The sequence below is a fragment of the Flavobacterium sp. GW821-FHT12A05 genome (assembly GCF_058807735.1).
On record NZ_JBXAQY010000005.1, the window covers coordinates 13,803 to 40,397 of the forward strand.

The window sequence follows — 26,595 nt, forward strand, 5'->3', positions numbered from 1 at the left end:
CAAGGAACGAAGCAATCTCAATCCTTTACTTTATCAGCAAATGTGCTTATTGTTTGGGTGGCTGCTTCGTTCCTCGCAATGAGATGCGTCGTTATTATTTCGGCATTTCATACATTTTGGGCAGCGTATTCAATAACGCTGATTTTGCTTTAGAACTATACGTTTTAAAATCGGCTGCGTTTGGAGCAGAACCAGTTGGTACATAATATCCGTCTTTGTTATTGTTCCAAAACATTACATAACTTATTTGAATATCATTTTTGGTTAAAGCATTGTATAATAAAGTTGAAAACCAATCTGTAATGGCCGGCGTTGTACTGGTAACGCGATAACCTGTTTCGGTTAAAGCTGCGATTTTTACTTTTGCTTTAGCATAATCAGAAAGAATTTTCAGCTTCGCATTGGCTTTGTCAGATCCCGTTTGACCTTGGTTATTGAAATCTCCGTAATTGTCCATTCCAAGAACATCAACATATTTATCGCCAGGATATCGGCTTAAATAATTGGTTTCGGTAGTGTATGAATTGTCCGGAGAAAAAGCGTAGAGAATATTGTGAACGCCTTTTGTGTTTTTTAAATAATCAACTGTAAATTGGTACGCTTGTTTGTATTTTTCTGGCGTGCAGAAATTAGCGCCCCACCAAAACCAGCTTCCGTCAAATTCGTGAAAAGGCCTGAAGATTATCGGAATCAATTCGCCATTTGCACCTTTTAGATTTGAAACTACGCTGGCAATTTTATCTAGTTTTTTCTTGTACCATTCGTTATTGGTTCCGCCTGGCAAAATACTTTTAAAAGCGGCTGCTTTTTCTTCTGTTGTCATATCGGCCGCATAAAAAGAAGCTTCTTTATTTGGTTCTCTCAAATGCCAGCAGAACGTATTGATTATGCCTTTCGCGTAAGCAGCTTTTGTATCAATAACAATTTTTTCTTCTTGTTGATAAAACCAATTTTCAGGCTTGCCATTATTTTCTTTATCAGTAATAAACATAAAATCTGAACCTATAATGGCAGGATCGTAACCTGTGTTTTTTTTGATGTCAGAATCTCCTCCGGCGTCTTGATAAAAACTGTTAAAAGCATCTTGCTGTCCAATTGCCGTTTTGGTTTTAGCCAGTTTTTTTAGATTATAAAATAAAGCGACAGTTTCTTTGGTAGCATTTGCGTCCACCATAAATGTTGCAGCATTTTGAGTTGTTAGAGGATCTACTTCTACCGGCGGATCAATGATAATGACAGGATCTGATTCTTTATCCGAAGAACAACTTATAAATGTTAGAACGGTGAGGCTTAAAAATGCTATTTTGAGAAATGTAGTCTTCATTTTTTTTAGGTTTTAATTCGGTTAATAAGCTCTAAACAGGCGCGGCTGTTGTGATATGGACATTTCCAGAATCCGGCTTTGTCTTTTTCTATTGGAGAATAATCTCGGTAAATTCCCCAAAACCATTCGCCGTTTTTAAGATCCACAATGTGTTTTTTAATGAAATTCCAGTTTTCAAGAACGACTTTCAGATATTCTTCATTTCCTGTTAATTGGTAAGCATTGTAAAAACCAATTAAAGCTTCGGCCTGAACCCACCAATGTTTTTCGGCAATTAGTTCGTTTTCTTTCGGATCAAATTCATACCAAAGGCCGCCATCGTGGTCTAATCCTTCTTTGGTAACTTCGGCAATTTGAACGGCGTGTTTTTTATAGCGCGCAATTAGATTCTCATCTTCTAAAACTTCGGCACAATGCAATAACAGCCAGGCAGCTTCAATGTCGTGTCCGTATGAAATCACGTCGGGTTTTTCGATCCAGTTTTCATCAAAAAATAAACGAAGATGTCCGGTTTCGGTATTAATGAAATGTTTTTCTATGGTTTCTAAAAGTTCAATACTGTCATTTCGGAGTGTTTCATCTTTCCATACTTTAAACAAATTGGCATAAGCTTCAATAATATGCAAATGCGTGTTCATTGTCTTTTTTTCGTTGGCATCTTTATCGCTTAAACGCAAATCCTCAATAGGCTGCCAATTGCGGGTAAAAGCTTCGAGATAACCTTTGTTTACAGGATCATAACTGTATTTTTGTATGCTTTTGTATAAGTTAATAGCAATTTCTAAAGCTTTTTGATCTTGAGAAATAGCATAATATTCAGATAATCCATAAATAGCAAAAGCTAAAGCATAAATCTGGTTTTTAGTATCTTTTGGTGTTTTGTCAGCATTAATGCTCCAAAAAAGACCGCCAAATTCTGGATCATAGAAGTGCTTTGAAAGATATTCAAAAGCCCTTTTGGCGATTTCTTTGTGACTTTCTTTTTTTGTGATGGGATAACTGGATGAAAATGTCCATAAAATTCTGGAATTCAAAACAGAACCTTTTTCTGCATTGGCAATAATATGATCGTTGAAATCAATTTGGCCAACAAAACCTCCGTTTTGATTATCAAGTGTATGTTTTGACCAATAATTCAGAATCGAATCCAGTTCGGTTGTTATTTCAGATTTAAGCTGTTTTAGATTTGCTGACACGGTGTATTAAATTGTATTATTTTTTTCGATTTGGCTGATTATTGTTTTTACAGAACCTGCAGAAATAAAAGTATCTGCCGGAGCATTGGTCACATAATCTACCAATTTATCTACCGAAGAAACAGCAACGTGCATTCTTGTATCTGATGATGCGTAATACACATAAACAGTTCCGTCAGCGTCTTCAATCCATCCGTTAGAAAATAAAACATTCGATACGTCGCCCACTCTTTCAATTCCTTCAGGGCCCATAAAATGTCCGGCGGGAACGTGAGTCACTTTCGAAATGTCATTTAAATCAGTCATAAACATATACAAAGTATAGCGTAATCCTGCAGCAGTATTTCGAACTCCGTGCGCCAAGTGTAACCAGCCTTTTTCGGTTTTAATAGGTGCAGGGCCAAGTCCGTTTTTTAATTCATAAATGGTATGATATTGTTTTCCAAAAATGATTTTTTCGTCTTTTACGACTGGATTTGTCATATCGTCAACGTATCCTAAACCAATTCCGCCTCCAGATCCAACGTCAATAAAACCGTCTTGCGGACGTGTGTAAAGGGCGTATTTTCCGTTTACAAATTCCGGATGCAAGACTACATTTCGCTGTTGTCCTGTATTTGAAATTAAATCCGGTAATCTTTCCCAGTTTACTAAATCTTTTGAGCGTACGATTCCTGCATTGGCTATGGCTGAACTTGTATCGCCTTTTGGCGCTTTTGGATCTTTTCTTTCGGTACAAAAAATACCGTAAACCCAGCCGTCTTCGTGGTTTATCAAACGCATGTCGTAAACGTTGGTATCTGGTTCTTCGGTTTGCGGAATCACGCAGGGTTTATCCCAAAATTTAAAATTATCTACGCCATTTGGACTTTCTGCAATGGCAAAAAATGATTTTCTGTCGATGCCTTCTACACGAACAGCCAAAAGGTATTTTCCGTTCCATTGCATTGCTCCGGCGTTGAAGGCGGCATTCATCCCGATTCTTTCCTGTAAAAACGGATTTGTTTTTTCGTTTAAATCAAAACGCCAGTTTAACGGAACGTGAGATGCGGTAACCACAGGGTTTTGATAACGCTGGTAAATTCCGTTTCCGGCATTTTCCTGCGGTGCATTTTTTTGCTCGATTAATGCTTTATGTTCTTTTTCTAATGCTGCTTTTCTATTTTGAAAAGTAGTCGAAGAGGATATTGTTGTCATATTTTTTGATTTCGGTATCTGATTTATTTTTTTAGTTTGCGTGGTCTCTTTTTTCGTTTAAATCTTGTTCTATCGTTTGCAGTTTTTCTTCGGATAAAGGATAGAATAAAATAAATGCGACTGATATTGCGGCTGCGATTGCAGGAAGGATGCTTAACATTAACTGAATTCCGTTTTGGGTTGCGGCTGTCTGTTCAACATTGGCTTGAAAACCATAATATCCTAAAAGCCATCCGGTTCCGGCTCCGCCAATTGTCCATCCAAATTTTTGTGACATTGACGAGGCTGAGAAAACCAATCCTGTGGCCCTGCGTCCTTGTTTCCATTCCGAATAATCGGCGCTGTCTGCATACATTGACCAGATTAACGGGAAAATGCAGCCGGCACAAATACTGATTAAAACCTGGAAACTCATGATTAGGAATACATCTTCTTTTCCGAAGAAATAGAAAACTAAACTTAGAATTGCAGCGATTGCCATGGCGCCAAAGAAGGTTTTCTTTTTACCAATTTTATTGGCAATAGGAGTAGCAATTATAACTCCGATGATATTGGCAGCCTGACCCAAAACCAAATAAATGGAGGTAGGAGTCATATGGAAATCGGTTCCAAAAAGTGAAAAATCAAAATTGACATTACTGCTTACATAGTATTTGAAATAGTAAACGGCAGCACCGTCTCGGATAGAATTAAAAACCAAAGTCCCGATTCCGGCTCCTAATAAAATCCACCAGGGTTTATTTTTTAAAAGGTCTTTTAAATCTTCTTTTAGGTTTGATTGTTCGTTTTCGATAGGTTTTACTCTTTCTTTAGTAAAGAAAAAACAAGCCCAGAAAAATGCGGTTGTAATAACTCCAAAAACAGATATTGTAGCCAGCCAGCCTGTTTTAGAATTTAGGCTTCCGCCGAAATAATTTACAAGAGGTTCAATCAGCCAAAGTGCCAAAAGACTGCCTCCAAATGCGAAGACCATTCTGTAAGACGATAAGGTGTTTCTGTCTTTTCTATCAGACGAGATGACACCCAGAAGTGATGCGTACGGAACGTTGATTAAAGAGTAAATCATCATCATTAAAGAATAAGTTACATAGGCATAAATTATTTTTCCTTTTTCGTCAAAATCCGGGGTATAAAAAGTTAAAACTCCAATCACGGCAAAAGGCACGGCAACCCATAATAAGTACGGTCTGAATTTTCCCCATTTGGTTTTAGTTCTGTCAGCAATAATGCCCACAATTGGGTCAAAACAGGAATCCCAAATTCGGGTAATCAAAAACATGGTTCCTACAACGGCAGGCGCTAATCCGAAAACATCGGTGTAGAAAAACAAAAGATACATACTAAAGATTTTCCAGAACATAGACGAAGCGGCATCTCCAAGTCCGTAACCAATTTTTTCTTTTAAACTAATTTTGTCGTGCATTGAGTGGTTATTTTAAGGTTTTGATTTTTGAGTTTGGTGATTATTTTAAAGCTTTTTTTATGTCTTTTTCAAATAAGGTTTTTTCGAGATTGTAATACTCCATAAAATCCTTTTCGCTTAGCTGTCCTTTAAAAGGGACGTAATAATGCATTTTCTTTTCGTTTTCCTGCCATCCGTGATTTCTCCACAATAAAACATAGGAAATTTTATAATTTCCAATGGCTTTAGAGAAAGTTCCTGTCCACCATTTTGGATCCGGAACAGCTTCGTAACCGGCTTCGGCAATGGCAATTAATTTGTGCTTTTCATGACCAATTTCGTCGATGATTTTCAATTGCTTTTGAACTTCTTCAATAAATTTTTGTCCGTCTTTATCATTATTATTTTGATAAGAATCAAAGCTTATCATATCGGCAAAATCATCACCGGGATAATTGGCCAGGAAATCTTCTTTGGTATTGAAACTGCTGGTATTGTACACATAAATAAGATTGTGAACGCCTTTTTTCTGAAGGTATTCAAAGGTGAATTTCCATGCTGTTTTAAATTCTTCTGGAGTACAATTTCCTTTTCCCCACCAAAACCAGCCTCCTGTAAGTTCGTGATAAGGTCTAAAGAGAATTGGAATGTTTTTTCCTTTTTTGTCTTTTAACGAAAGAAAGAAAGTCGCGGCTTTATCCAGCCATGAAGTAAATTTTTGATGATTTTCGCCTCCCGGTAAAATGGTTTTAAGGGAGTTTGGCGTATTATCCCAAGCGCTTTTTCCGGTTGCAGGATTATCAAAATGCCAGCTTATGGTTGAGATGCCGCCTCTTTCGTTAGCTTCTATAATGTATTGTTTCATTTTTGTAAAAGGAACGCCGTCTATATTATTGGCATTGTCTTTTTCTAAACCCGCAATATCCCAGCCGTAAACTGCCGGATAATCGCCTACTACATCTTTAATGTCGCTTCGGTTGTTTTCGTATTTCCAGTTTACACCGTAAGCTAGGTCATCCTGATGCCCAAAAAGGTACCCTTTTGCTGTAAGCTGGTTGAGCTTTTTATATAACAAAATAGTTTCAGGTGATGCTTTTTTATCTGCAAGTGACAAATTAGTATTACTGTTATTTTGCTGCGCAGCGCAGGAAGATCCTAATAATGCGGTAATTAAAAGTTTAAAAAAGTGTTTTTTCATTTTTGAAAATATTGTTTTTCAGTCGGTTTCTAATTTTACATTGAAAATGGATACCTGTTACTGAAGGCTGTTTTCTCTATTTGTAATTCAGTATTGTTTTCCTGATAAAATTATTAAAACTATAAAAAGGTTAAGTATTAAAAATGATTAATGTTTATTATTAATACTGTTTTTGTAAAGTTGATAATTTTATTTTTCAAAGATAAATGGATGTTTATAGCTTAATTAATATTATTTTATCAATTATATATCATATTATTGCAGGAAAAAAAGAAATCTAATTTTGCTAAAACAGTTTTTAAGAAAATGAGTACAGCTAAAAATTTTTATAGAGAGATCGCGCCGCTTTCTGCCGGAGATAGTTTTTTGGTTTTTGACAGGGTTAAAGATAGTTTCGATTTTCCGGTTCATTATCATCCTGAATTTGAGATCAATTTTATTTTAAACGGAAAAGGAGTAAGACGAGTAGTGGGAGATAATATTGAAGAAATTGACAATGTTGAACTGGTTTTAATAGGTCCGAACTTATATCACGGATGGGAGCTGAATAAATGCACAAACAAAAAAATCCATGAAATTACGATTCAGTTTCATAATGATTTGTTTCATGAATCACTGTTGGCAAGACGTATTATGAACCCAATTCGGGATATGTTCAATCGTTCGATTCACGGGATTTTATTTTCTAAAAAAGTGGCCGAAGAATTGACTCCAAGACTTGTAAGGCTTTCTAAACTGGATGGTATGGATTATTTCCTGGAAATTACTTCCTTATTATATGATTTGGCCAATTCCAGAAATCAGCGATTACTTTCTACTTACACAGTCGATTATGATAAGTTTGATGATTATGATAAAATGAAACTGGTTTATGAATATGTGCAGAAACATTTTGCAGATAAAATTACTTTAGAAGATGTTGCCAATGTAGCCAGCATGTCTATCATTTCTTTTAACCGATTTATTAAAAAACGCACCGGAAAGACTTTTGTTAATTATATAAATGATATTAGAATTGGATATGCAGCCCGATGGCTAGTTGAAAAAGATATGAGCGTTTCTGAAGTGGCTTTTAAGTCTGGCTTTAATAATATTGCCAACTTCAATCGTAGTTTTAAGGCTATTAAAAATTGTACTCCCAGTCAATATCGTGAAGATTTTTCTGGTCTAAAACGAATTTTATAGTGATACTTTTTTTTCACTAATAAATATTATTTTTAACGAAAACGTTTGATTTTGGCATTTTCGTTAACTTTTATTTATAATTTAGGTTACTTGAGGGTGAGTGTATTGCGAATAATGTAATTTTTGATTGGTTTTATTTTGATATATGTTTTTTTAAACTGATATAGTAAAAATATTATCATTAAATGATGGAATACTATCGATTTGATAATTCCTTCTGTTATAGATTTGTTAAATAATTTAGATGTTATATCGAGCTCTTTCCTATCTAAATTATAGATAAACAAATTTAAACTAACCAATCACTTATTATGAAAAAACTAATGACTAACTTTATTCATTGGAATGCTAACCACAGAGTAGTTCCATTGATTTTATTCTTGTTCCTGACGAGTAATTTTATTTCGGCTCAGGTAAAAATATCAGGAGTAGTGTCTGATGATAAAGGAATGACAATTCCTGGAGCCAATATTTCTGTTGTTGGCTCAAAAAATACAGCTTCTACAGATTTTGATGGTAAATATACTATCGATGCTCCTTCAAACGGAACTTTATTAGTAACTTTTATAGGTTTCGATTCTCAAAGAATTGCTATTAACGGCAGAACAAAAATTGATATTTCTTTAAAATCAACTTCAGAAGACTTAAAAGAGGTTGTTGTAATTGGATATGGAACTCAGAAAAAGAAAGATGTAAACGGTGCCATATCTTCGGTACGATCAAAAGATATTGAAAATTTAAAACAAGTTTCTATCGACCAGATGCTTCAGGGTAAAGCGGCCGGGGTTTCTGTAACCAATAACTCGGGTCAGCCGGGTGGTGCAGCTTCGGTACGTGTGCGTGGAACTACATCTATTACAGGAACAAACGAACCTTTGTATGTAATTGATGGTGTGCCAATTTCCGGAGATGCTACAGGAAAATCGACTAGCGGACAAGCTTTGGCTGGTAAAGACGGGTTTTCTTCTTCTGGAGGAAGCGGGAACAATGCCATGAGCCCTTTGTCTATGATTAATCCAAGCGATATCGAATCTATGGATATTTTAAAAGATGCTTCGGCAACTGCTATCTATGGATCAAGAGGAGCAAACGGGGTTATTATTATTACGACTAAATCGGGTAAAAAAGGAGGAGGAAAAATCGCTTATGAAAACTATACTTCTTTTGCTACAATATCAAATAAACTAGATGTTTTAACACTTTCGCAATATGCGACTTTAAAAACCAATCTGGCTAAACAATGGGGATTTCAGACTCGTCAGGAATTTTCTCATCCGGAATTATTAGGTGCTGGTACAAACTGGCAGGATGAGGTATATAGAACCGCAATTTCTAATAGTCATCAGCTTTCTTTTTCTGGTGCTAAAGACGGAACGAGTTATTATTTGTCTGGAAGTTATTTAGATAACGAAGGAACTATTATCAATTCTGGATTAAAAAGATATACGGTTAGATTGAATTTAGATTCAAAAATTAAACCTTGGTTAAGAATTGGAGGAAATTTAACTGGTGGTATCACAAATGAGAGAATTACGGTAAACCAAAGTTATTCAGGATTAATTTCAAATACTTTATTACAATCTCCTGATATTCCGGTTAGAAATACTGACGGTACATTTGCGGGTCCGCCAACATCAGAACAAAGTGTTACCTATTATAATCCTGTTGCTGAGGCTTTAACAAGAGAGAATAAATTGGTTAGAAAAAACTTTTTAGGAAATGTATATGCTGAAGCTGATATTTTTAAAGGATTAAAATATCGTATTGAGATTGCAGCAAATACAGAGTTTTCAGAAAATGATGATTTTAGACCTTCTTATGCCTGGGGAACTCAGACTAATGTAACAGCAGATTTAGATGTGAGAAGACAAAACTGGTATTCTACAAACATCAAAAATTTATTGACGTATGACAGAACATTCGGAAAACATAAATTTACGATTCTGGCTGGTCAGGAAGCAAATGATTCTCATTGGGAAGGTTTAGTTGCCTCTGCTCATGATTTTAAAACGAATACAATTCACACGATCAACTTAGCTGATCCTGATAATAATACAATCACGCAGTATAAAGGCAGTGCTTCGCTTTCGTCTCTTTTTGCTCGTATTATTTATGATTTTAATGATAAATACAGTATTACAGCTTCGATCAGACAAGATATTTCTTCTAAGTTTGATCCAACTACAAACAATCAAAAAGGTGTTTTCAATGCTATTTCGGGTTCTTGGAAATTGTCAAACGAATCTTTCATGGAAGGAACTCGTAAATATGTAGACAACATTAAGTTTAGAATTGGATATGGAGAAACCGGAAATCAGCAAATTCCAAACAATAGTTATTCGGCTATGTTAGGAACACAAAATTCTGGTTTAGGAAGCGGCTTTTTACCATCAAATTATCCAAACCCTGATTTAGTTTGGGAATCTTTAAATCAAACCAACTTAGGTATCGATTTTACTTTGCTTAACAACAAACTTTCTGCAAGTTTTGATGTGTATGATAAAAAATCGGAAGGGTTCTTGTTCCAAGTGCCATTGCCTCTTTACTTAACAGGCGGCGGCGGTCAGTATGGCGGAATTTCTGCCCCATATTCTAACTTAGGAACTATGACTAACAAAGGTTTCGATCTTACTTTAGGATACGATATGAGATCTACAGGAAAATTTAACTGGGATGCTTCTTTAGTTGTTTCTCATTACAAAAATAATCTGGACGAAATCGCAAACGGAATTGTGTTAACTCAAGAAGTTAATACTAACGGATATCAGCCGGTTGTGGTTACCAATACAACAGTTGGAAATCCAATTGGATTGTTTTACGGATATAAAACAGACGGAATTTTTAAAGATCAAACGGCATTGAATAATGCGCCGCTTCAGTTTGGACAGGCAGTTGGAACCGGAGCAGGACAGACTTCTTTGGGAGATGTTAAGTATGTGGATGTAAACGGTGACGGAAAAATAGATGCTGCTGATAAAACTTTTATTGGAAATCCGCATCCAAAATTCACTTACGGATTTACTAATAATTTCAGATACAAAAATGTAGATCTTTCTATTTTTCTTCAGGGATCATACGGAAATGACGTAATGAATTTGACCAGAAGAGCGGGTACAACCAATACTTCTTTGTATGATAATCAATTAGTAGACGCTATGGATTATTATTCGCCAACTAATACAGGAAGTAATAATCCGAGACCAATTGCTGATGCATCAAATACGAACCTGCTTATTTCTGATCGTTATGTTGAGGATGGTTCTTACTTAAGAATTCAAAACATTACGCTTGGCTATTCTTTACCGCAGGATGTTATTTCTAAATATAAGATATCGAGATTAAGATTGTACGGATCTGCTCAAAACTTATATACGTTTACTAATTATTCGGGTTATGATCCAGAGATTGGTTCATTTAATCAAAATGTGCTTTTGTCAGGAATTGACAACGGAAGATATCCGGTAGCAAGAACATTTTTAGTTGGACTTAACTTAGAATTTTAAAAATTAAAAAAAATGAAAAAGAAATCTTTTTTAAATAGATATAGTTTGCTTTTAATAGCAGTGACATTTTTGACTCTGGGTTCATGTCAGGATGATTTTACTGACAGGCCTTCTGAAGATGGAATAAGTTTGGATTCTTATTACAGTACAGACGATCAGGTTGCATCGGCAACAAACGGTATGTACAGCAGAACCTGGTTTCAAATGTATAATAAGTTTTGGTGGGCATTAGAAGTGGGTTCCGGAAACATGTATTCTGGTTCTTCTGATGTAAGCGGTTTAAGAACTTTTTCTATGAACGGAAGTGATCCTGAACTGGTAAACGGATGGTCGGCTTTATGGGCAAACGTACAGCAGTCTAATATGATTATCAATTTCCTTTCGGCAAGAGTTGGACCTGCAGTTTCTCAAAGCGTATTAGACAATACTATAGGAGAAGCTTACTTTATGAGAGCTACTGCTTATTTTGATTTAGTAAGACTTTGGGGTCCGGTGCCAATTATTGAAAATCCATTGGATTATACCAGTAATCCTTATATCAATACAAATCCGGTTGCTGATGTTTACAAACTAATCACAGCAGATTATTTAAGAGCAATTAATTTATTGGCAGGAAAAAACAGAGGAGCTAATTATGCTAATAACGGACACGTTTCTAAAGGTTCTGCCAGAGCAATGCTGGCAAAAGTGTATTTGTATCAAAAAGATTATGCAAATGCTAAAGCAATGGCAGAAACGGTTATTAACAGCGGTGAGTTTAAGCTTTTAGGCGGTGATCAGCTTCCTGGGAAAAGTTTTGCTGATTTGTTTACGTATCCAAACAATAATAATGAAGAATCTATTTTTGCACTTCAGTGGAAAGGTGATGGAAATTATGGTTCTGCCAATAACTGTAATACACAATTTGGGTTTCAGGACGGATTATTATCGACTTCAAATGCAGCTTACGCAGGAGTTTTTGGTCCAAGTCAGGAAGTGTTGCTTTCATTATATGGTGCAGGCGATTTAAGAAAACAAGAAACTGTAATGGTTCCGGGAGCTGTTTATCCTGGTATCAAAACAACACAAGGAATTGGTTTTACTGTTCCGGCTGATAAAGATCTGGCACAGGCATCTGGAGGTGCAATTAAAAAATATTGTATTGGTGTTGTAAACGGAAATGTTACCGGTCAAGCCGATGGATGGGCGATGATGGACAATAATACTTATGTAATGCGTTATGCCGAGTTATTATTGATTCATGCCGAAGCTGTTTTGGCTGGTGGAGCAAGTACATCTGATGCATCAGCTTTACGATCTATTAATGCAGTTAGAAAAAGAGCGGGTCTGGCAGATTTGACTTCAATTACTTTTGATGATATATTTTTAGAAAGAAGAAAAGAGTTGTGTTTTGAAGGAGATTATTGGTTTGATTTAGGACGTATCGACAAGACAAAAGCAATCGCAATTATGTCGGCACAAAATAGAGGAGACCGATACGGAGAGCGTCATTATACACCTGTGTATAGCGAAGATCACGCAACAAACGATTTCTATATGGATTATCCGGACAATGAGGTGGCAAAAAATCCTAAGTTATTGCAAGCGCCGGTTCCGTATACTTTTAAATAATTTCTAAAATTTAACTAATATGAAAAATATAAATATAAAATACCTTTTGCCAGTTATTACAATGGCATTTATGGTGCTGGGGATATTTTCATCGTGTGATAATGATGATACTGCGGGAAGTTCTGGAGCACCGGTAATTACAAGTGTAGCAAAATCTATTGAGGGAGATTTGGTTCCCGTTACAGTGGGCGATCCTAAAAATTATTACATCATTCAGGGAAAAGGCCTTTCTGGCGTAACTAAAATTTATTTTAATGATTTCGATACGTATTTCAATCCTACACTAGTTACAGACACTGCAATTTTTGTTTTAATTGATGAAAAAACACCTTTTGCAAATGCAAGTAATAAAATAAAAGTAGTTACCAATCAAGGAACGGTTTTATACGATTTTGTTGTAGCACCGCCAACCCCAAGATTTGACAGCTACAATCCTATCAATGCTGCTGAAGGTGATGTTGTAACGGTTTATGGAAATTATTTCCTAAATCCAACGGTTAAAGTGGGTACGGCAGATGTTCCGGTTATTTCTTCAACTTTAACAGAACTGACCTTTAAAATGCCGGCAAATGCATCAAATAAATATGTAACAGTTACTAATATTTCTGGTTCTGCGGTTTCTAAAGAAGCGGTTGGTTCTGCATTGTTTGATGATAAATGGTACAACGACTGGATGTTTGATGGTCCAGATGGAAAAGTTTCGTTAGAAAGCTCTGGAGCAGTACAAGGAAAAGTGATGCTTAAATCTGTTAATGATGCATGGAGCGGTAACCAATTTAGAAATAAAGACTGGGCAACGCTGGATGTGACAAACTACAGTGGTATTAGATTGTGGATAAAAGGCGATAAAGCAGGTAAAGTGGCTATTATTCTAAATGGAAACTGGTCAGATCCTGATGCTAAAGTTATCGAAGTTACCACACAATGGAAAGAGTATAATTTGCCTTGGAGTTCTTGGCCTTTTGCAGTAACAGGATTGCAAACTCTTGTATTAAAAGATTTTACTGGAGAAAAATCGAACTATTATTTAGATAATATTGGCTTCATTTTAAAATAGTTAGATAAAGAAGCGGTTATTCGTTTTGAGTTTTGTTTAAATATTCCCTAATCTACTCAATTAGGGAATATTTTTTTAGTGTAGATTGAAATTTAACTATTGATATTCAGTTTGTTATATGAATTTTTAGTATTGCTATTTGAGAAAATAGTATCTTTTTTCGTATAGTTTTCGGGTTATATTTATTACAATATTAACAAACCAAAAAAAAGAATTATGAAAAAAAATGACTTTACTTTCTTAACAAAAACCAAACTTTATTTGCTAAGTTTTATTCTAATCTCAGTGGGTTATCGACTAAGTGCTCAGGAAATTTCAGGTTTAAATCCTTATTGTTTGGCTTCGGGACCATCTTATTCAGTTGTTGCGCCAAGTTCTTCATATGATGAAGTAGTGTGGAGCTGCAGTGATCCAACTGTGACATTCTCTGGAAATCCTTCGCCTTTGTCACTTTCTAAAATTGTGTATAAAAGTCCGGGAACTATTGCCTCAGGAGAAACACTTACTGTGCAATTTAAAAGTGCAGGAACAATTGTCGCACAAAGACAAATTACATTTGTTTCGCCAGTGATGCCGGTACAGCCCAGTTATGTTGTTACAAAAACAAATGACTATTGTACAAATCAATATCATATAATAACCTTAACTGTAACTCCAAATCCAAATCCGAGCCCAAATACAAACTTTACAATCGCTCCAAGAGTAGCAGATCCAAGTATCATTATAACACAAACGTCAAAAAATATATTCGAATTAAAACTGCCATTAAATGGTCAGCCCTATTTTTTATATGATATAACCGCAACAACACCAATATCAGGATGCCAGTCGAATAATTTATCAACGACTTCATATAGTAATTCGGTTTCCTTAAACTTAACAGGTTGTGCAAATAACACTCCTAATCCGGGACCAAATTATGATTTTACAGTATCGCCCAATCCTTATAGTAATGGTTATATCACAATAGTAGCTGCTGAAGTTTCTTCTCAAGCTACGGGAACTTGCAGGGTTTACGATAGTTCTGGAGTTTTAAAACTTACCTTTTCTCTGCTAAGTTCTAGTACTTCCATTCCGCTTAAAACAGCTGTGGGAGCGTCAATGACAGCAGGAATTTATATTATTCAGGTAACCTATTCAAACGGAACTGTGAAATCTAAAAATTTAGTTGTGAATTAAAAAATGTTCTTCTTAAACAAAGAACTCCATTTCGAGGTAATCGATTTGGAGTTTTTTCTATCTTACATTATTGAATATCAATAAAAAAAAGATCTATAAGTACATAATCAGCAGAAAGAAAAATATCAAAATAATTTTAAAATGAAAAAAACAGTATTACTATTAGCAGTTTTAAGTTGTTTCAACTTTGGTTTCAGCCAGGGAAATACGCATACACAAACAGCAGGGAAATTTGAAGGTTTGGCTATGACGCCGCCTATGGGATGGAATTCCTGGAATACTTTTGCAACAAACATCGACGAAAAATTAGTAAAAGAAACGGCAGATATTATGGTTTCGTCAGGATTGGCCGCCGCCGGATACAATTATATAGTATTAGACGATGGCTGGATGACAAAAGAACGCAACGCAAACGGCGATTTAGTTCCTGATCCGGTTAAATTTCCTAACGGAATGAAAGCGGTAATAGATTATGTGCATAGCAAAGGTTTAAAATTTGGCTTATACAATTGCGCAGGAACCCAAACTTGTGCCGGATATCCGGGAACTCGCGGTTACGAATATCAGGATGCTCGTTTTTATGCTAAACTCGGAATTGATTTTCTAAAGTATGATTGGTGCAACACAAAAGGAATTACAGCACCAGAAGCTTATACCACAATGAGTAATGCCTTAAAAACAGCCGGAAGACCAATCGTTTTTAGTCTTTGCGAGTGGGGAGATAACCAGCCGTGGGAATGGGGAAAACCTGTTGGGAATTTGTGGAGAATTTCCGGAGATATTTATCCTTGTTTTGACTGCGAATTCAAACACCCCGAAAATTGGTCTTCTTGGGGATTTATGAAAATTGCCGAAATGAGAAAAGACATTCGTAAATATTCTGGTCCGGATCATTGGAATGATTTTGATATGATGGAAGTTGGAAACGAAATGAATGATACCGAAGATAAATCGCATTTTGCTATGTGGTGTATGCTTTCTTCTCCTTTATTTACAGGAAATGATTATAGAAAAATGTCAAAAGAAACTTTGGCAATTTTAACTAATAAAGAACTAATTGCCATAAACCAGGATAAATTAGGTATTCAAGGATTTAAACATACCATAGAAGATGGAGTAGAGGTTTGGGTAAAACCATTGTCTGATGGAAATTGGGCAGTTACCTTTTTAAATAGAACAGATGTTGCAAAAAAGATTAATTTCGACTGGAAAAAGAATACAATAAAAGACGCAGATTTTGGTTACGAAGCTGATTTTGCTAAATCGACATTCAAAATAAAAAACCTTTGGACCAATAAAGAAGCCGGAAACACAAAAAAGAATTTTACTGCAGAGCTGGCTTCTCATGATTGCATAACGTTGAAATTGTCTCTTTAAAAAAAGAATAAGATGAGGTTAAAAACAAGTTTAATTACAATTGCCTTTTTATTGATTTGTAGTTTTTCGAAAGCACAGTTTGTAAAAAAGCATGGACAGCTGAGTGTTCTGGGAACGCAGCTGGTCGATAAAAATAATGAACCAATTGTTTTGCGTGGTTTAAGTTTTGGATGGCATAGTATGTGGCCGAGATATTACAATGAAAAAGCGGTAAGCTGGCTGAAAAAAGATTTCAATTGCAATGTCGTTCGCGCTGCAATGGGAATCGAGCTTGGCGAATACTCCTATATTAAAGACCCGCAATTCTCAAAAGAGAAAATCGAAGCGGTTGTAAATGGAGCTATAAAATCAGATATATATGTCATTATCGATTGGCACAGTCACAACATTAATTTAAAAGAAGCCAAAGAGTTTTTTGCCGAGATGTCTAAAAAGTACTCTAAATATCCCAATATAATATATGAGATATTTAATGAACCGGATTACGAAACCTGGTGGGAAGTTAAAACCTATGCCGAAGAAGTAATAAGTGTTATTAGGGAGAATGACCCAAACAATATTATTTTGGTTGGAAGTCCGCATTGGGATCAGGATGTAAATCTTCCGGCCGAAGATCCAATTTTAGGATTCCATAATATAATGTATACCATGCATTTTTATGCTGCAACACATGGCAGAGAATTAAGAGACAGAACAGATGAAGCTTTAAAAAGAGGCCTCCCTATTTTTGTATCTGAATCTGCTGGAATGGAAGCTTCTGGCGACGGGCCATTAAACCTAAAAGCGTGGCAGGAATATATTGACTGGATGGAAGCTAAAAAATTAAGCTGGATTACCTGGTCGGTTTCAGATAAAGATGAAACTTGTTCTATTCTGAAAAAATCAGCAAAATCAGAAGGGAAATGGAAAGACGAAGATTTAAAAGAATCTGGAATAAAAGTTCGCGAGTTTTTAAGAAAATATAATAATAAGGAATAAAATATTTTTCTTTCATGTCTAAAAGCCTGTTCATATTTGAGCAGGCTTTTTTGTTTTTTAGAACTAAATAAAGGTTGAATAGCATCGAGATCTGGGGTAATTTTAATGAATAATTTTGTAAGAATTTTAATGGCTAGATGTAATCTTAAATGATGATTTGTGAATTGATGTCTTTTTGATGTTGTTTTTAAATGTTTTTTATTTACCCCTGTTTTTTTATGGGTATGTTTTGTTTTTAAGATGTTTTTTGGTGTTTTATGTTTTGTTTTGTCTTTTAAATTTAGGTAATACCCTTGTTTTTTGGTTTGAAAATTAAAATCACAGTTATTGATTTTTCAAAAACAAAACGCTATTAATGTCAAATCACGATTATTGCTTATTTAATTTTTGTAATCCATAATTCTTCATTAAAAACGTCAAAAAAGTAGATTTCAATTATTCTACTCATACAAAAGTTAATAAATTCGCTAATGAAAATGAGGAGGTTTTAGGGGAAGATTCAGGGTTTTAAAAATGACTTATACTATTAACTAGATATATAAAAGATTAACTAACCAAAATCAATTAATAACTAAAAACCAATTAACACATGAAAAAAGTATTTTACATTTTAGCTGCCACGTTAACTAGTTCTTTTTCTTTTGCACAAGAAGATGAATCACAAACTTCGCCGGCAACTACCTGGGGAGGATCTGCGGATGCTTACTATAAATATGATTTTTCTAAACAAATGAACGGATTAACGAGCTTTACCAACTCTCAGGATTCGTTTGAATTAGGAATGGCTTCGATCGAGGCAGGTCATACTTTCGGAAAAGCTTCTGTTTTTGTAGATTTAGGTTTCGGAAAAAGAGCAGGAGAATTTTCATATAATGAAACAACAGATAAAGATATAAATGCTAAATTTTTAATTAAACAATTATTTTTCACTTATCAAATTACAGACAAATTTAAAGTTGTTGCCGGTAGTTTTGGTACGCACATTGGGTATGAAGTGTTAGATGCTGTAGACAATAAAAACTACAGTATGTCTTATGCCTTTTCTTATGGACCGTTCTTTAATACAGGAGTTAAAGCACAGTATACATCGGGTAAATTTACAGCAATGTTTGGTATCACAAATCCAACTGATTTTAAATCAGCGATGGATGCAGGATCAACACAAAAAACATACATCGGGCAATTGGGGTATATTGGAGAAACAGGAAGCGTTTACCTGAATTTTACTTCAGGAAGTACAAATCCAACACCTGGAAGCACAATACCGGTATCTAACGAGAATAAAACTCAATTCGATTTAGTGGCTTCTAAAACAATAAGCGATAGTTTTGCTCTTGGATTTAATGCCACTTATGCTAATACTAAAAATGATTTCGACAGCACTTTAGATGGTGATTGGTTTTCATTAGTAGGATATGCTAACTATTCTTTCAGCCCATCTTTACTTTTGGCTTACAGAATGGAATATTTTGATGCAAAAGATGCTGCTCCAAGTTTAGGAACGCTGACAGGATCTAATGTATTTGCTAATACGGTTTCATTAAATTATAAAGTAGGAAAATTAACGATTATTCCTGAGTTAAGATACGATGCTGCTTCTGAAGATATCTTTTTAAATAAAGATGCTAATCCAACAGGAGGATCTATCTTTGCCTTAATTGCTACAACATACTCTTTCTAGAGATAAAGATTGATATTTTTTTTTTTTTTTGGAGCTGTCGAAACATACTCATGTTTTGGCAGCTTTTTTATTTTGTTATTTTTTGTTTCAGGTTTTTTGCCACAGATTAAAGAGGAATAGAAAGATTAATTTTCTTTGGATGTATAATTTTTTCGCTACGACCCGAGTGGTAAATGTTATTAAGTTAAGATTAAATAATAAAAAATGCTCCAGAGGAGCTGAATATTGATAGTACAATTTATTTCCATGTACAAAAGCTCCAGCGGAGCTATATTGTTAAAATATTTCGCTCCGCTGGAGTTAAAATCACGGTGTATATAATGCTATAAATATTCAGCTCTTCTGGAGCGATAAACCACCTAATTCACGGCAAGCTTTTGAATAAAAAAACGCATTTCTACTATTTTAGAAATGCGTTTTATAATATTTTAAACAGCTCTTATTTACTGAATTTGTTTCTTGTAAATAGAGTATATCGTATCAATTGTTTTTCGATCTAAAGTTGAGGTTGCGTCAGTTTGGATATAATGTAATTTGAAAGCCTGAATCGCAGCTGATAAATTTTTAGTGTTATATCCAATAATTCGCAATGCAGGTTCTATTTTAAAATCAAAAGGAGCTTCTTCTAGAACAGCGTCAGGCCAAATTCCGAAACCTTTTTCGGCTAATGTTTTCCACGGAAATAAAGCACTTGGATCTTGTTTTCTTCCCGGAGCAATATCTGCGTGGCCTAAAAAGTTTTGAGTCGGGATATTATAATCCTTTTTCAACTTTGTTAATAATGCCACTAAACTGCTGATTTGTGCTTCTGTAAAAGGTTTAAAGCCGTTATTGTCAAGCTCAATACCAATAGAGGAAGAATTTAAATCAGTATTTTTTCCCCAAGTTGAATTTCCGGCATGCCATGCTCTTAAATAATCATTTAGCATTTGAACCACTTTTCCGTTTTCAGAAATAATATAGTGGGCGCTAACTTGAGTTCTTGTTTTTGTAAATGTATTTATCGTTTGCTGCACAGAATCCTGAGCGGTATGATGAATAATTACAAAACTTGGTTTTCTTAAATTAAAATTTACGGTACCAATCCATTCTGTACTAATGCCGTTTAATAAAGCAGTCGATCCTGTTTTAGACAAAGTATCTTTTATAATACCAAGTTGAGAAGCATAAGTGGTATCAATAATAACCGGACTTATCGGCGGTATTGTCTTTGCTTCTTTATTTGTAATTTGGTTTTCTAAAGTCTTTAACTGCTGATCGTATGCTTTTTCAGTAGTTTTATAAGGATTTGTTGAGCAAGAAGTAATGATAATTGCTAAGATCAGATAACAAATATGTTTTCTTACCATAATATTTACATTTTATGAAGTTTAGAACAATTATTCCAGAGTTTTCTCAGTTGGTTTTTCTTCTTCTTTATTGTCTTTATCTTTGTCTTTTTTCTTTTTTGATTTTGATGCCTTTTTGATCTCTTTAAAGTTATCCATGAAATTGGTGTATTTCGGGATCTGATCCGGGTTCAAAAATGCAGTTATCTTTTTTGTCATACTTTCTTTTAGAGCTTTCATTTGCTCCATTTTCTGATCTTGACTGCTGTTTTCATTTTTTAAAAGAATCCCTTGTTCTCTTAAACTATCAGCAAAAACATTTGTAATAGCAATTGTTTGAAGCTCATCCAGATTAACCACCGGTTTCATTTCTTCTACAATTTTTGCAGCAGTTTCCTCAACAGGTATTTCTTTAGGTTTGCTTGTGTTTTGCTGCGGGCCCTGCATCATGCTTCTGTCCATTCCCATTCCGCTGCCTCTTCCGCCATATCCACCGCCGTAACCGCCGCCATAACCATTATTGTAGCCGTTTCCGTATTGAGCTGAAACTGAGGTAAAACAGAATAAAGTAAAAACTAAAATAAATAAGTTTTGTATAGTTTTCATAAAAGTGTTTTTGAGTAGATTAGCAATTGTTTAGGGTAAATTTAAGCAGGTTCTCCGTATAAATCAAATTCTGTTGCTTCAATTATCTTGATATTAACAAATTCGCCAGTTTTTACATAATGTTTAGAAGCGTCAATTAAAACTTCATTGTCTACATCCGGGCTGTCAAACTCTGTTCTTCCCACAAAATGTGCGCCTTCTTTTCTGTCAATAATACATCTAAATACCTGACCAACTTTTTCTTGGTTTAAATCCCATGAAATTTGAGATTGTAATTCCATAATTTCATTTGCTCTTGCTTGCTTAACATCATCCGGAACATCATCTTCTAGTAAATAAGCATGGGTATTTTCTTCATGAGAATAAGCAAAACATCCCATTCTGTCAAACTTCATTTCCTGAACGAAATCTTTCAAAATTTCAAAATCTTCCTGCGTTTCTCCAGGATATCCAACAATTAAAGTAGTTCTGATCGCCATTCCTGGAACTGCTGCACGGAAATCTTTTAATAACTGAGTCGTTTTAGCCTGAGTTGTACCACGGCGCATTGATTTCAAAATAGAATCTGAAATATGCTGCAACGGAATATCGATATAATTACAAATTTTAGGCTCGCGTTTCATTAATTCTAAAACATCCATCGGGAAACCGGTAGGATAAGCATAATGCAATCTAATCCATTCAATTCCTTCAACATTTGCTAAAGCTTCTAATAATTCTGCCAGATTTCTCTTTTTATAAAGGTCTAAGCCGTAATAAGTTAAATCCTGAGCAATTAGTATTAATTCTTTAACGCCATTTTTTGCTAAACCTTGTGCTTCTTTTACTAATTTTTCAATTGGCTGCGAAACATGAGTACCACGCATCAACGGAATTGCACAGAAACTACAAGGTCTGTCGCATCCTTCAGCAATTTTTAAATACGCATAATTTTTAGGAGTTGTCGTTAATCTTTCTCCTAATAATTCATGTTTATAGTCGGCTCCTAAAGCTTTTAATAATTGAGGTAATTCAGTTGTGCCAAAATATTGATCCACATTCGGAATTTCTTTTTCTAAATCTGGTCTGTAACGTTCAGATAAACATCCAGTCACGAAAACTTTATCAACTAATCCTTTGTCTTTTTTGTCGGCATATTCCAAAATCATGTTTACAGACTCTGCTTTTGCATTATCAATAAAACCACAAGTGTTAATTACAATAATGTTTCCTTCGTCCTTTGCAGAGGCTTCGTGAGTTACTTCTTTTCCGTTTGCACGAAGCTGTCCCATAAGGACTTCACTGTCATATACATTTTTTGAACACCCAAGAGTGATTACGTTAATTTTGTTCTTTTTTAAAGACTTGGTTCTCATACTTTTATAAATTGGAGTGCAAAATTACACTTTTTTATTCAAACACCGCTTGTTTCCCATTCATTTAGATGTTTTTTATGAAGCTATTCCCGCTGATCCGCTATATCTTTTCCTTGCTAAAGAAGCAAGAAAAAGGATGCCGCTTCCATCGGGGCTAAAAAAAATCCGCCAAGTTACACCTGACGGAAATTTACATACATCTATTTATTCTTAATTACAATTCAAATAATAATGTCAGAGAAACATTGTTCAATGTTGAAGTAATGTTTGCTGCGTCAGTAAATCCTCTGCTAAATATAGGCTGGTTCGACTTTCTTTCTAAATACGAATAAGCTAAGTCCAGTTTGGTTCCTCCAAAATTATAGCCTAAACCAGCAGAAAAACTGTTTGTGTCTCCAATTGTAGTTCCATCTTTATAAGGACTTCCTTCAAAACGATAACCACCTCGAAGACTTAATTGTTTTATTTTGTATTCAGCACCAACTCTTAATTCGCCGTTGCTGGTAAGTTGGCTGTTCATTGCGCTGTTGGTTCTTCTAAATGCTTCGTCACTTGTTGGTTTGTATTTAGTGTTGCTGTAGTCTTTAATAGCATAATCGATGCTAAGCAAACCTGATTTTCCAAATACATAAGCGGCACTAAAAGTTACTTTTCCAGGAGTTTGTAATGTGTATGAATCGTATACATTAATAACATTAGGATTAACATCGTAATAATTAATTGGTCCGCCTGTAGCTTCTGTTGTAGAGTATAGACTTTGCGAAAGTTCGTCATAAAGTTCATACCATGTATTAGACTCATACGCTATACCAAGTCTAAATGCATCGGTTACTTTTGCAATTGCTCCCAATTGAAAAGAGAATCCATTTCCATAGGTATATAATTCATTGTTGAATCTTACTTCAGAAATAGTTTCTGTTGGAGTAAGCGGGCTGTTGTTGTACTCAAAAAAACTGCTTGATCTTCTAAAGTCAGTAATGTGTACGTTTAAATTTGCTCCTAAATAAATACGGTCTTTATAAGATGTTGCAATGTTAAAACTTAATTTACTGTTATATCCTCTGGCGTTAATTTGATTTTCTTGAATGTAACCGCTTCCGGAAGGAACATTAGATTTATATTGTGTGTTGTTGTTATTTTCGGTGGTAGGAACAATTACTTTTCCATAATATCCAAAATAAGCTTGCTGCTCATCAAAAAATTGATCTCTGTAAGGTATGCCTTTTATAGCTCCTAATTCAATTCCGTTAGCGTAATCTACGAAATAGTTTGCTATAGAGTTGTTTGGGTTTTTTCCTGAAGTAAAAACATCACTGTTAAAGTTATTGGTGTTTTCATAGTTTACACCAATGGCAATTTTATTCCATCCGTTATTTGGATTTCTGTCTTTAAAAACAAAAATACCACCCGCTTGATTTAGGATAAAGGAGTTGTCCTTGTCTTGTGTTACATTATTGCTGAAATATTTAGAATCATTAACAATGTTTTGATTGCTTAATGTTACTCCAACTTGATTATTGTTGAAAATAGCGGATCCAGCCGGATTTACTGTTATTGCAGAAAGGTCACCGCCTACGGCTCCAAAAGCACCGCTCATAGCTCTGAATCTTGCAGTTCCGGTAATATTATCTTGTGCGAATCGTACAGCATCAGAAACTTCTTGAGAATATGAGGCGCTGGCAGTTAGTCCTGTAATTAATAGGAGAAATATTTTTTTCATTTGGTGAGGTTTTAATGTGTAATTAGATGTGCAAAAGGGGAAAAATGTTACCTTCTTCCGCCTCCGCCTCCGCCGTATGATCTTCCACCACCGCCACCGCCGCCACCAGACGATCTCATGCTTCCGCCGCCACTGTTCATTGAACGAGATGGGCTAGGAGAGTAGCTTCTTGATGGACTGCTGTTGGTGTTGTTGTAGTTGTAGCTTCTGTTTGTGGTTGTACTGCTTGATGATCTTCTGTTAGAATAATCATAAGTACTGTTTTGACCTTGAGTATAGCTTCTTCTATTGCTGAAATTCGGACTTGAACTATTGTCGTATGTTCTTCCGTTTACAGATGAACCTCTTCTGTAATCAGAATAGCTGTTAGATCTGTTGGTGTAATTTCTATTTGTTGTATAGCTGTTGCTTCTGTTGCTAAAGCTTCTATTGGTGTAATTTCTGTTTGAGCTGTAGTCTCTACCTGAATAATAGCTTCTGTTTGAAGCGTAGTTTCTGCCGCCATAGTAAGCTGCTGAACCTCTTCTTCCGTAGCTGTATGAGTAGTTTCCGTAGTATCTGGATGATCCCCAATATCCTGGGTAACCCCATCCTGGACCCCAATATCCAGGGTACCCCCAAGCATATCCAGGGTATCCCCATCCAGCGCCCCAATAACCGCCGTATCCTCCCCATCCGTATCCGTAATATGGATATCCAAATCCAAAGCCAATTGACCAGGCTGGATTAGAATAAACATTTACAGAAACGTCAGAATTGCTGCTTCCCCATGCTGGATAAGCAACGGCTGCAGTTTGTGTGCTGTCAGTGTCAGCGTAATTTCCGTAATTATCTACATCGGTAAAAATTTCAGTTGGCTGATTGTCATCCTGAAGCGATCTAAAGTAATCTTTATATTGATTATTAGCGTTTGTGGTATTTGTTTGAGCATATCTGTTGGTGCTGGTACCATATACACCATCATTGTCGTGGTAAGATGTATTTTGGTAAGAACCACACGATGCTAGTAGAAAACTCAGTAATCCAATTAAGTAAAAATGACTTGAGTTTTGGCGGAGAGTAATAGAAGTTTTCATATCTGTCGTGTTTTTTATTGTTGCACATTACAAAAATAGTTAGTTTTGTCAAACTATTTAGTTAAAATTATTAAAACAAAATTTGTGCCAAACTATATAATATGAGTAAGAACCTTACTACGCGATCAGAAGATTATTCGAAATGGTATAATGAGCTGGTTGTCAAAGCAGATTTAGCTGAAAATTCAGGAGTTAGAGGGTGTATGGTGATTAAGCCATACGGATATGCCATTTGGGAGAAAATGCAGGCAGAGTTAGATAGAATGTTTAAGGAAACGGGACATCAAAATGCTTATTTTCCTTTATTTGTTCCTAAAAGCATGTTTGAGGCTGAGGAGAAAAACGCTGAAGGATTTGCAAAAGAGTGCGCTGTTGTAACGCACTATAGATTAAAGAATGATCCGGATAGAGAAGGAAAACTAATGGTTGATCCTAATGCTAAGCTGGAAGAAGAGCTTATTGTTCGGCCTACAAGTGAGGCAATTATCTGGTCTACATATAAAGGTTGGGTACAGTCTTATAGAGATTTACCTTTGCTTATTAATCAATGGGCAAATGTGGTGCGTTGGGAAATGCGTACGCGTTTGTTTTTAAGAACGGCAGAATTTTTATGGCAGGAAGGGCATACGGCTCACGCTACAAAAGCAGAAGCGATAGAGGAATCTGAAAAAATGATGAATGTCTATGCTGATTTTGCTGAAAATTTTATGGCAATACCTGTTGTAAAAGGAATTAAAACAGAAAGTGAACGTTTTGCGGGTGCAGATGAAACCTATTGTATTGAAGCATTGATGCAGGATGGAAAAGCTTTGCAAGCAGGAACTTCTCACTTCTTAGGTCAGAACTTTGCTAAAGCTTTTGATGTGAAGTTTGCTAATGCAGAAGGAAAACAAGAGCACGTTTGGGGAACTTCTTGGGGGGTTTCTACTCGTTTAATGGGAGCGTTGATTATGACGCATTCTGATGATCAGGGATTGGTGCTGCCTCCAAATTTAGCTCCAATACAAGTGGTAATTGTGCCTATTCATAAAACAGATGAGCAGTTAGAGCAAATTACGGCTGCGGTTAATGAATTGACTGCAAAACTGAGAAAACTTAAGATTGCGGTCAAGTATGATGACAGAACAACCCAAAAACCAGGATTCAAGTTTGCTGAATGGGAATTGAAAGGTGTTCCTGTTAGAATTGCTGTTGGTCCAAAGGATTTAGAAAACGGAACTTTTGAAGTAGCAAGACGTGATAATTTATCAAAAGAAGTTGTAGCTGCGGATAAAATTGTGGAATATGTAAATGATTTGTTAGAACAGATTCAAAAAGATCTATTTGACAGAGCATTAAACTATCGAAATACTCATATTACGGAAGTAAATAATTTTGAGGAGTTTAAAGAAGTTTTAGAAGGAAAAGGAGGATTTATTTCGGCTCATTGGGACGGTACTGCCGCAACCGAAGAGAAGATAAAAGATTTGACAAAAGCGACAATTCGATGCATTCCTTTAGACGCTGTTGAAGAGGCGGGAACCTGTGTGTTTACTGGTAATCCGTCTACTAAAAGAGCGCTGTTTGCTAAGGCCTATTAAAAAAAAATAAAAAAATTTGCATCAGCTATTGTGCAACTAAAA

Annotated in this window: 19 protein-coding genes; 9 read left to right on the top strand and 10 right to left on the bottom strand. The window is 35.4% G+C overall.

Annotation, left to right across the window (positions count from 1 at the left end; translation table 11 throughout):
- Positions 1 to 94: 94 nt before the first annotated feature.
- Genes AC1RRQ_RS12440 through AC1RRQ_RS12460 form a run of 5 tightly spaced genes read right to left on the bottom strand, consistent with a single transcriptional unit; the run spans position 95 to position 6,317 of the window.
- Positions 95 to 1,324 carry a glycoside hydrolase family 26 protein gene (locus AC1RRQ_RS12440; RefSeq protein WP_493023355.1) on the bottom strand — a complete coding sequence of 410 codons (1,230 nt, stop codon included), beginning with the start codon at positions 1,322 to 1,324 and terminating at the stop codon, positions 95 to 97.
- 5 nt (positions 1,325 to 1,329) lie between these two features.
- Positions 1,330 to 2,520 carry an AGE family epimerase/isomerase gene (locus tag AC1RRQ_RS12445; protein ID WP_493023356.1) on the bottom strand — a complete coding sequence of 397 codons (1,191 nt, stop codon included), beginning with the start codon at positions 2,518 to 2,520 and terminating at the stop codon, positions 1,330 to 1,332.
- A 6-nt stretch (positions 2,521 to 2,526) separates the two neighbouring features.
- Positions 2,527 to 3,717 carry a glycoside hydrolase family 130 protein gene (locus tag AC1RRQ_RS12450; RefSeq protein ID WP_493023357.1) on the bottom strand — a complete coding sequence of 397 codons (1,191 nt, stop codon included), beginning with the start codon at positions 3,715 to 3,717 and terminating at the stop codon, positions 2,527 to 2,529.
- 31 nt (positions 3,718 to 3,748) lie between these two features.
- The gene (locus tag AC1RRQ_RS12455) at positions 3,749 to 5,140 is read right to left on the bottom strand and encodes an MFS transporter (protein WP_493023358.1); all 1,392 of its coding nucleotides are present in this window, start codon (positions 5,138 to 5,140) and stop codon (positions 3,749 to 3,751) included.
- A 40-nt stretch (positions 5,141 to 5,180) separates the two neighbouring features.
- Positions 5,181 to 6,317 (bottom strand): glycoside hydrolase family 26 protein, encoded by a 1,137-nt coding sequence (locus tag AC1RRQ_RS12460; RefSeq protein ID WP_493023359.1) that lies wholly within the window; start codon positions 6,315 to 6,317, stop codon positions 5,181 to 5,183.
- A gap of 306 nt (positions 6,318 to 6,623) precedes the next feature.
- Between AC1RRQ_RS12460 and AC1RRQ_RS12465 the strand changes: the two genes are divergently transcribed.
- From AC1RRQ_RS12465 to AC1RRQ_RS12500, 8 genes are all read left to right on the top strand, one after another.
- Positions 6,624 to 7,502 (top strand): helix-turn-helix domain-containing protein, encoded by an 879-nt coding sequence (locus AC1RRQ_RS12465; protein WP_073417103.1) that lies wholly within the window; start codon positions 6,624 to 6,626, stop codon positions 7,500 to 7,502.
- 311 nt (positions 7,503 to 7,813) lie between these two features.
- Entirely contained in the window at positions 7,814 to 11,005 is a 3,192-nt protein-coding gene (locus AC1RRQ_RS12470; RefSeq protein WP_493023360.1) for a SusC/RagA family TonB-linked outer membrane protein, read from the top strand.
- A 12-nt stretch (positions 11,006 to 11,017) separates the two neighbouring features.
- A complete protein-coding gene (locus tag AC1RRQ_RS12475; RefSeq protein ID WP_493023361.1) occupies positions 11,018 to 12,616 on the top strand; it encodes a RagB/SusD family nutrient uptake outer membrane protein in 1,599 nt (532 codons plus the stop codon).
- Positions 12,617 to 12,635: 19 nt separating this feature from the next.
- Positions 12,636 to 13,673, top strand: a complete 1,038-nt coding sequence (locus tag AC1RRQ_RS12480) for an IPT/TIG domain-containing protein (protein ID WP_493023362.1) — start codon at positions 12,636 to 12,638, stop codon at positions 13,671 to 13,673.
- A 216-nt stretch (positions 13,674 to 13,889) separates the two neighbouring features.
- The gene (locus AC1RRQ_RS12485; RefSeq protein WP_493023363.1) at positions 13,890 to 14,852 is read left to right on the top strand and encodes a T9SS type A sorting domain-containing protein; all 963 of its coding nucleotides are present in this window, start codon (positions 13,890 to 13,892) and stop codon (positions 14,850 to 14,852) included.
- A 141-nt stretch (positions 14,853 to 14,993) separates the two neighbouring features.
- On the top strand, positions 14,994 to 16,229 hold the full coding sequence (locus tag AC1RRQ_RS12490; protein ID WP_493023365.1) for a glycoside hydrolase family 27 protein: 1,236 nt from the start codon (positions 14,994 to 14,996) through the stop codon (positions 16,227 to 16,229).
- A gap of 12 nt (positions 16,230 to 16,241) precedes the next feature.
- Entirely contained in the window at positions 16,242 to 17,207 is a 966-nt protein-coding gene (locus AC1RRQ_RS12495; RefSeq protein WP_493023366.1) for a glycoside hydrolase family 5 protein, read from the top strand.
- A 589-nt stretch (positions 17,208 to 17,796) separates the two neighbouring features.
- Entirely contained in the window at positions 17,797 to 18,888 is a 1,092-nt protein-coding gene (locus tag AC1RRQ_RS12500) for an outer membrane beta-barrel protein (RefSeq protein ID WP_493023367.1), read from the top strand.
- Between the two features lie 443 nt (positions 18,889 to 19,331).
- Here the strand turns inward: AC1RRQ_RS12500 and AC1RRQ_RS12505 are convergent, their stop codons facing one another.
- The 5 genes from AC1RRQ_RS12505 to AC1RRQ_RS12525 all read right to left on the bottom strand — a co-directional run bounded on the left by AC1RRQ_RS12505 (position 19,332) and on the right by AC1RRQ_RS12525 (position 24,973).
- Positions 19,332 to 20,237, bottom strand: a complete 906-nt coding sequence (locus AC1RRQ_RS12505) for an N-acetylmuramoyl-L-alanine amidase (protein WP_493023368.1) — start codon at positions 20,235 to 20,237, stop codon at positions 19,332 to 19,334.
- Positions 20,238 to 20,267: 30 nt separating this feature from the next.
- Positions 20,268 to 20,822 (bottom strand): hypothetical protein, encoded by a 555-nt coding sequence (locus tag AC1RRQ_RS12510; protein ID WP_493023369.1) that lies wholly within the window; start codon positions 20,820 to 20,822, stop codon positions 20,268 to 20,270.
- A 41-nt stretch (positions 20,823 to 20,863) separates the two neighbouring features.
- Entirely contained in the window at positions 20,864 to 22,177 is a 1,314-nt protein-coding gene (gene rimO / locus AC1RRQ_RS12515) for a 30S ribosomal protein S12 methylthiotransferase RimO (protein WP_493023370.1), read from the bottom strand.
- Positions 22,178 to 22,391: 214 nt separating this feature from the next.
- On the bottom strand, positions 22,392 to 23,897 hold the full coding sequence (locus tag AC1RRQ_RS12520) for an OmpP1/FadL family transporter (protein ID WP_493023371.1): 1,506 nt from the start codon (positions 23,895 to 23,897) through the stop codon (positions 22,392 to 22,394).
- A gap of 47 nt (positions 23,898 to 23,944) precedes the next feature.
- Positions 23,945 to 24,973 carry a hypothetical protein gene (locus AC1RRQ_RS12525; RefSeq protein WP_493023372.1) on the bottom strand — a complete coding sequence of 343 codons (1,029 nt, stop codon included), beginning with the start codon at positions 24,971 to 24,973 and terminating at the stop codon, positions 23,945 to 23,947.
- A gap of 101 nt (positions 24,974 to 25,074) precedes the next feature.
- Here AC1RRQ_RS12525 and proS point away from each other — a divergent pair, with 101 nt between their 5' ends.
- The gene (gene proS / locus AC1RRQ_RS12530; protein ID WP_493023373.1) at positions 25,075 to 26,553 is read left to right on the top strand and encodes a proline--tRNA ligase; all 1,479 of its coding nucleotides are present in this window, start codon (positions 25,075 to 25,077) and stop codon (positions 26,551 to 26,553) included.
- Positions 26,554 to 26,595: the final 42 nt, after the last annotated feature.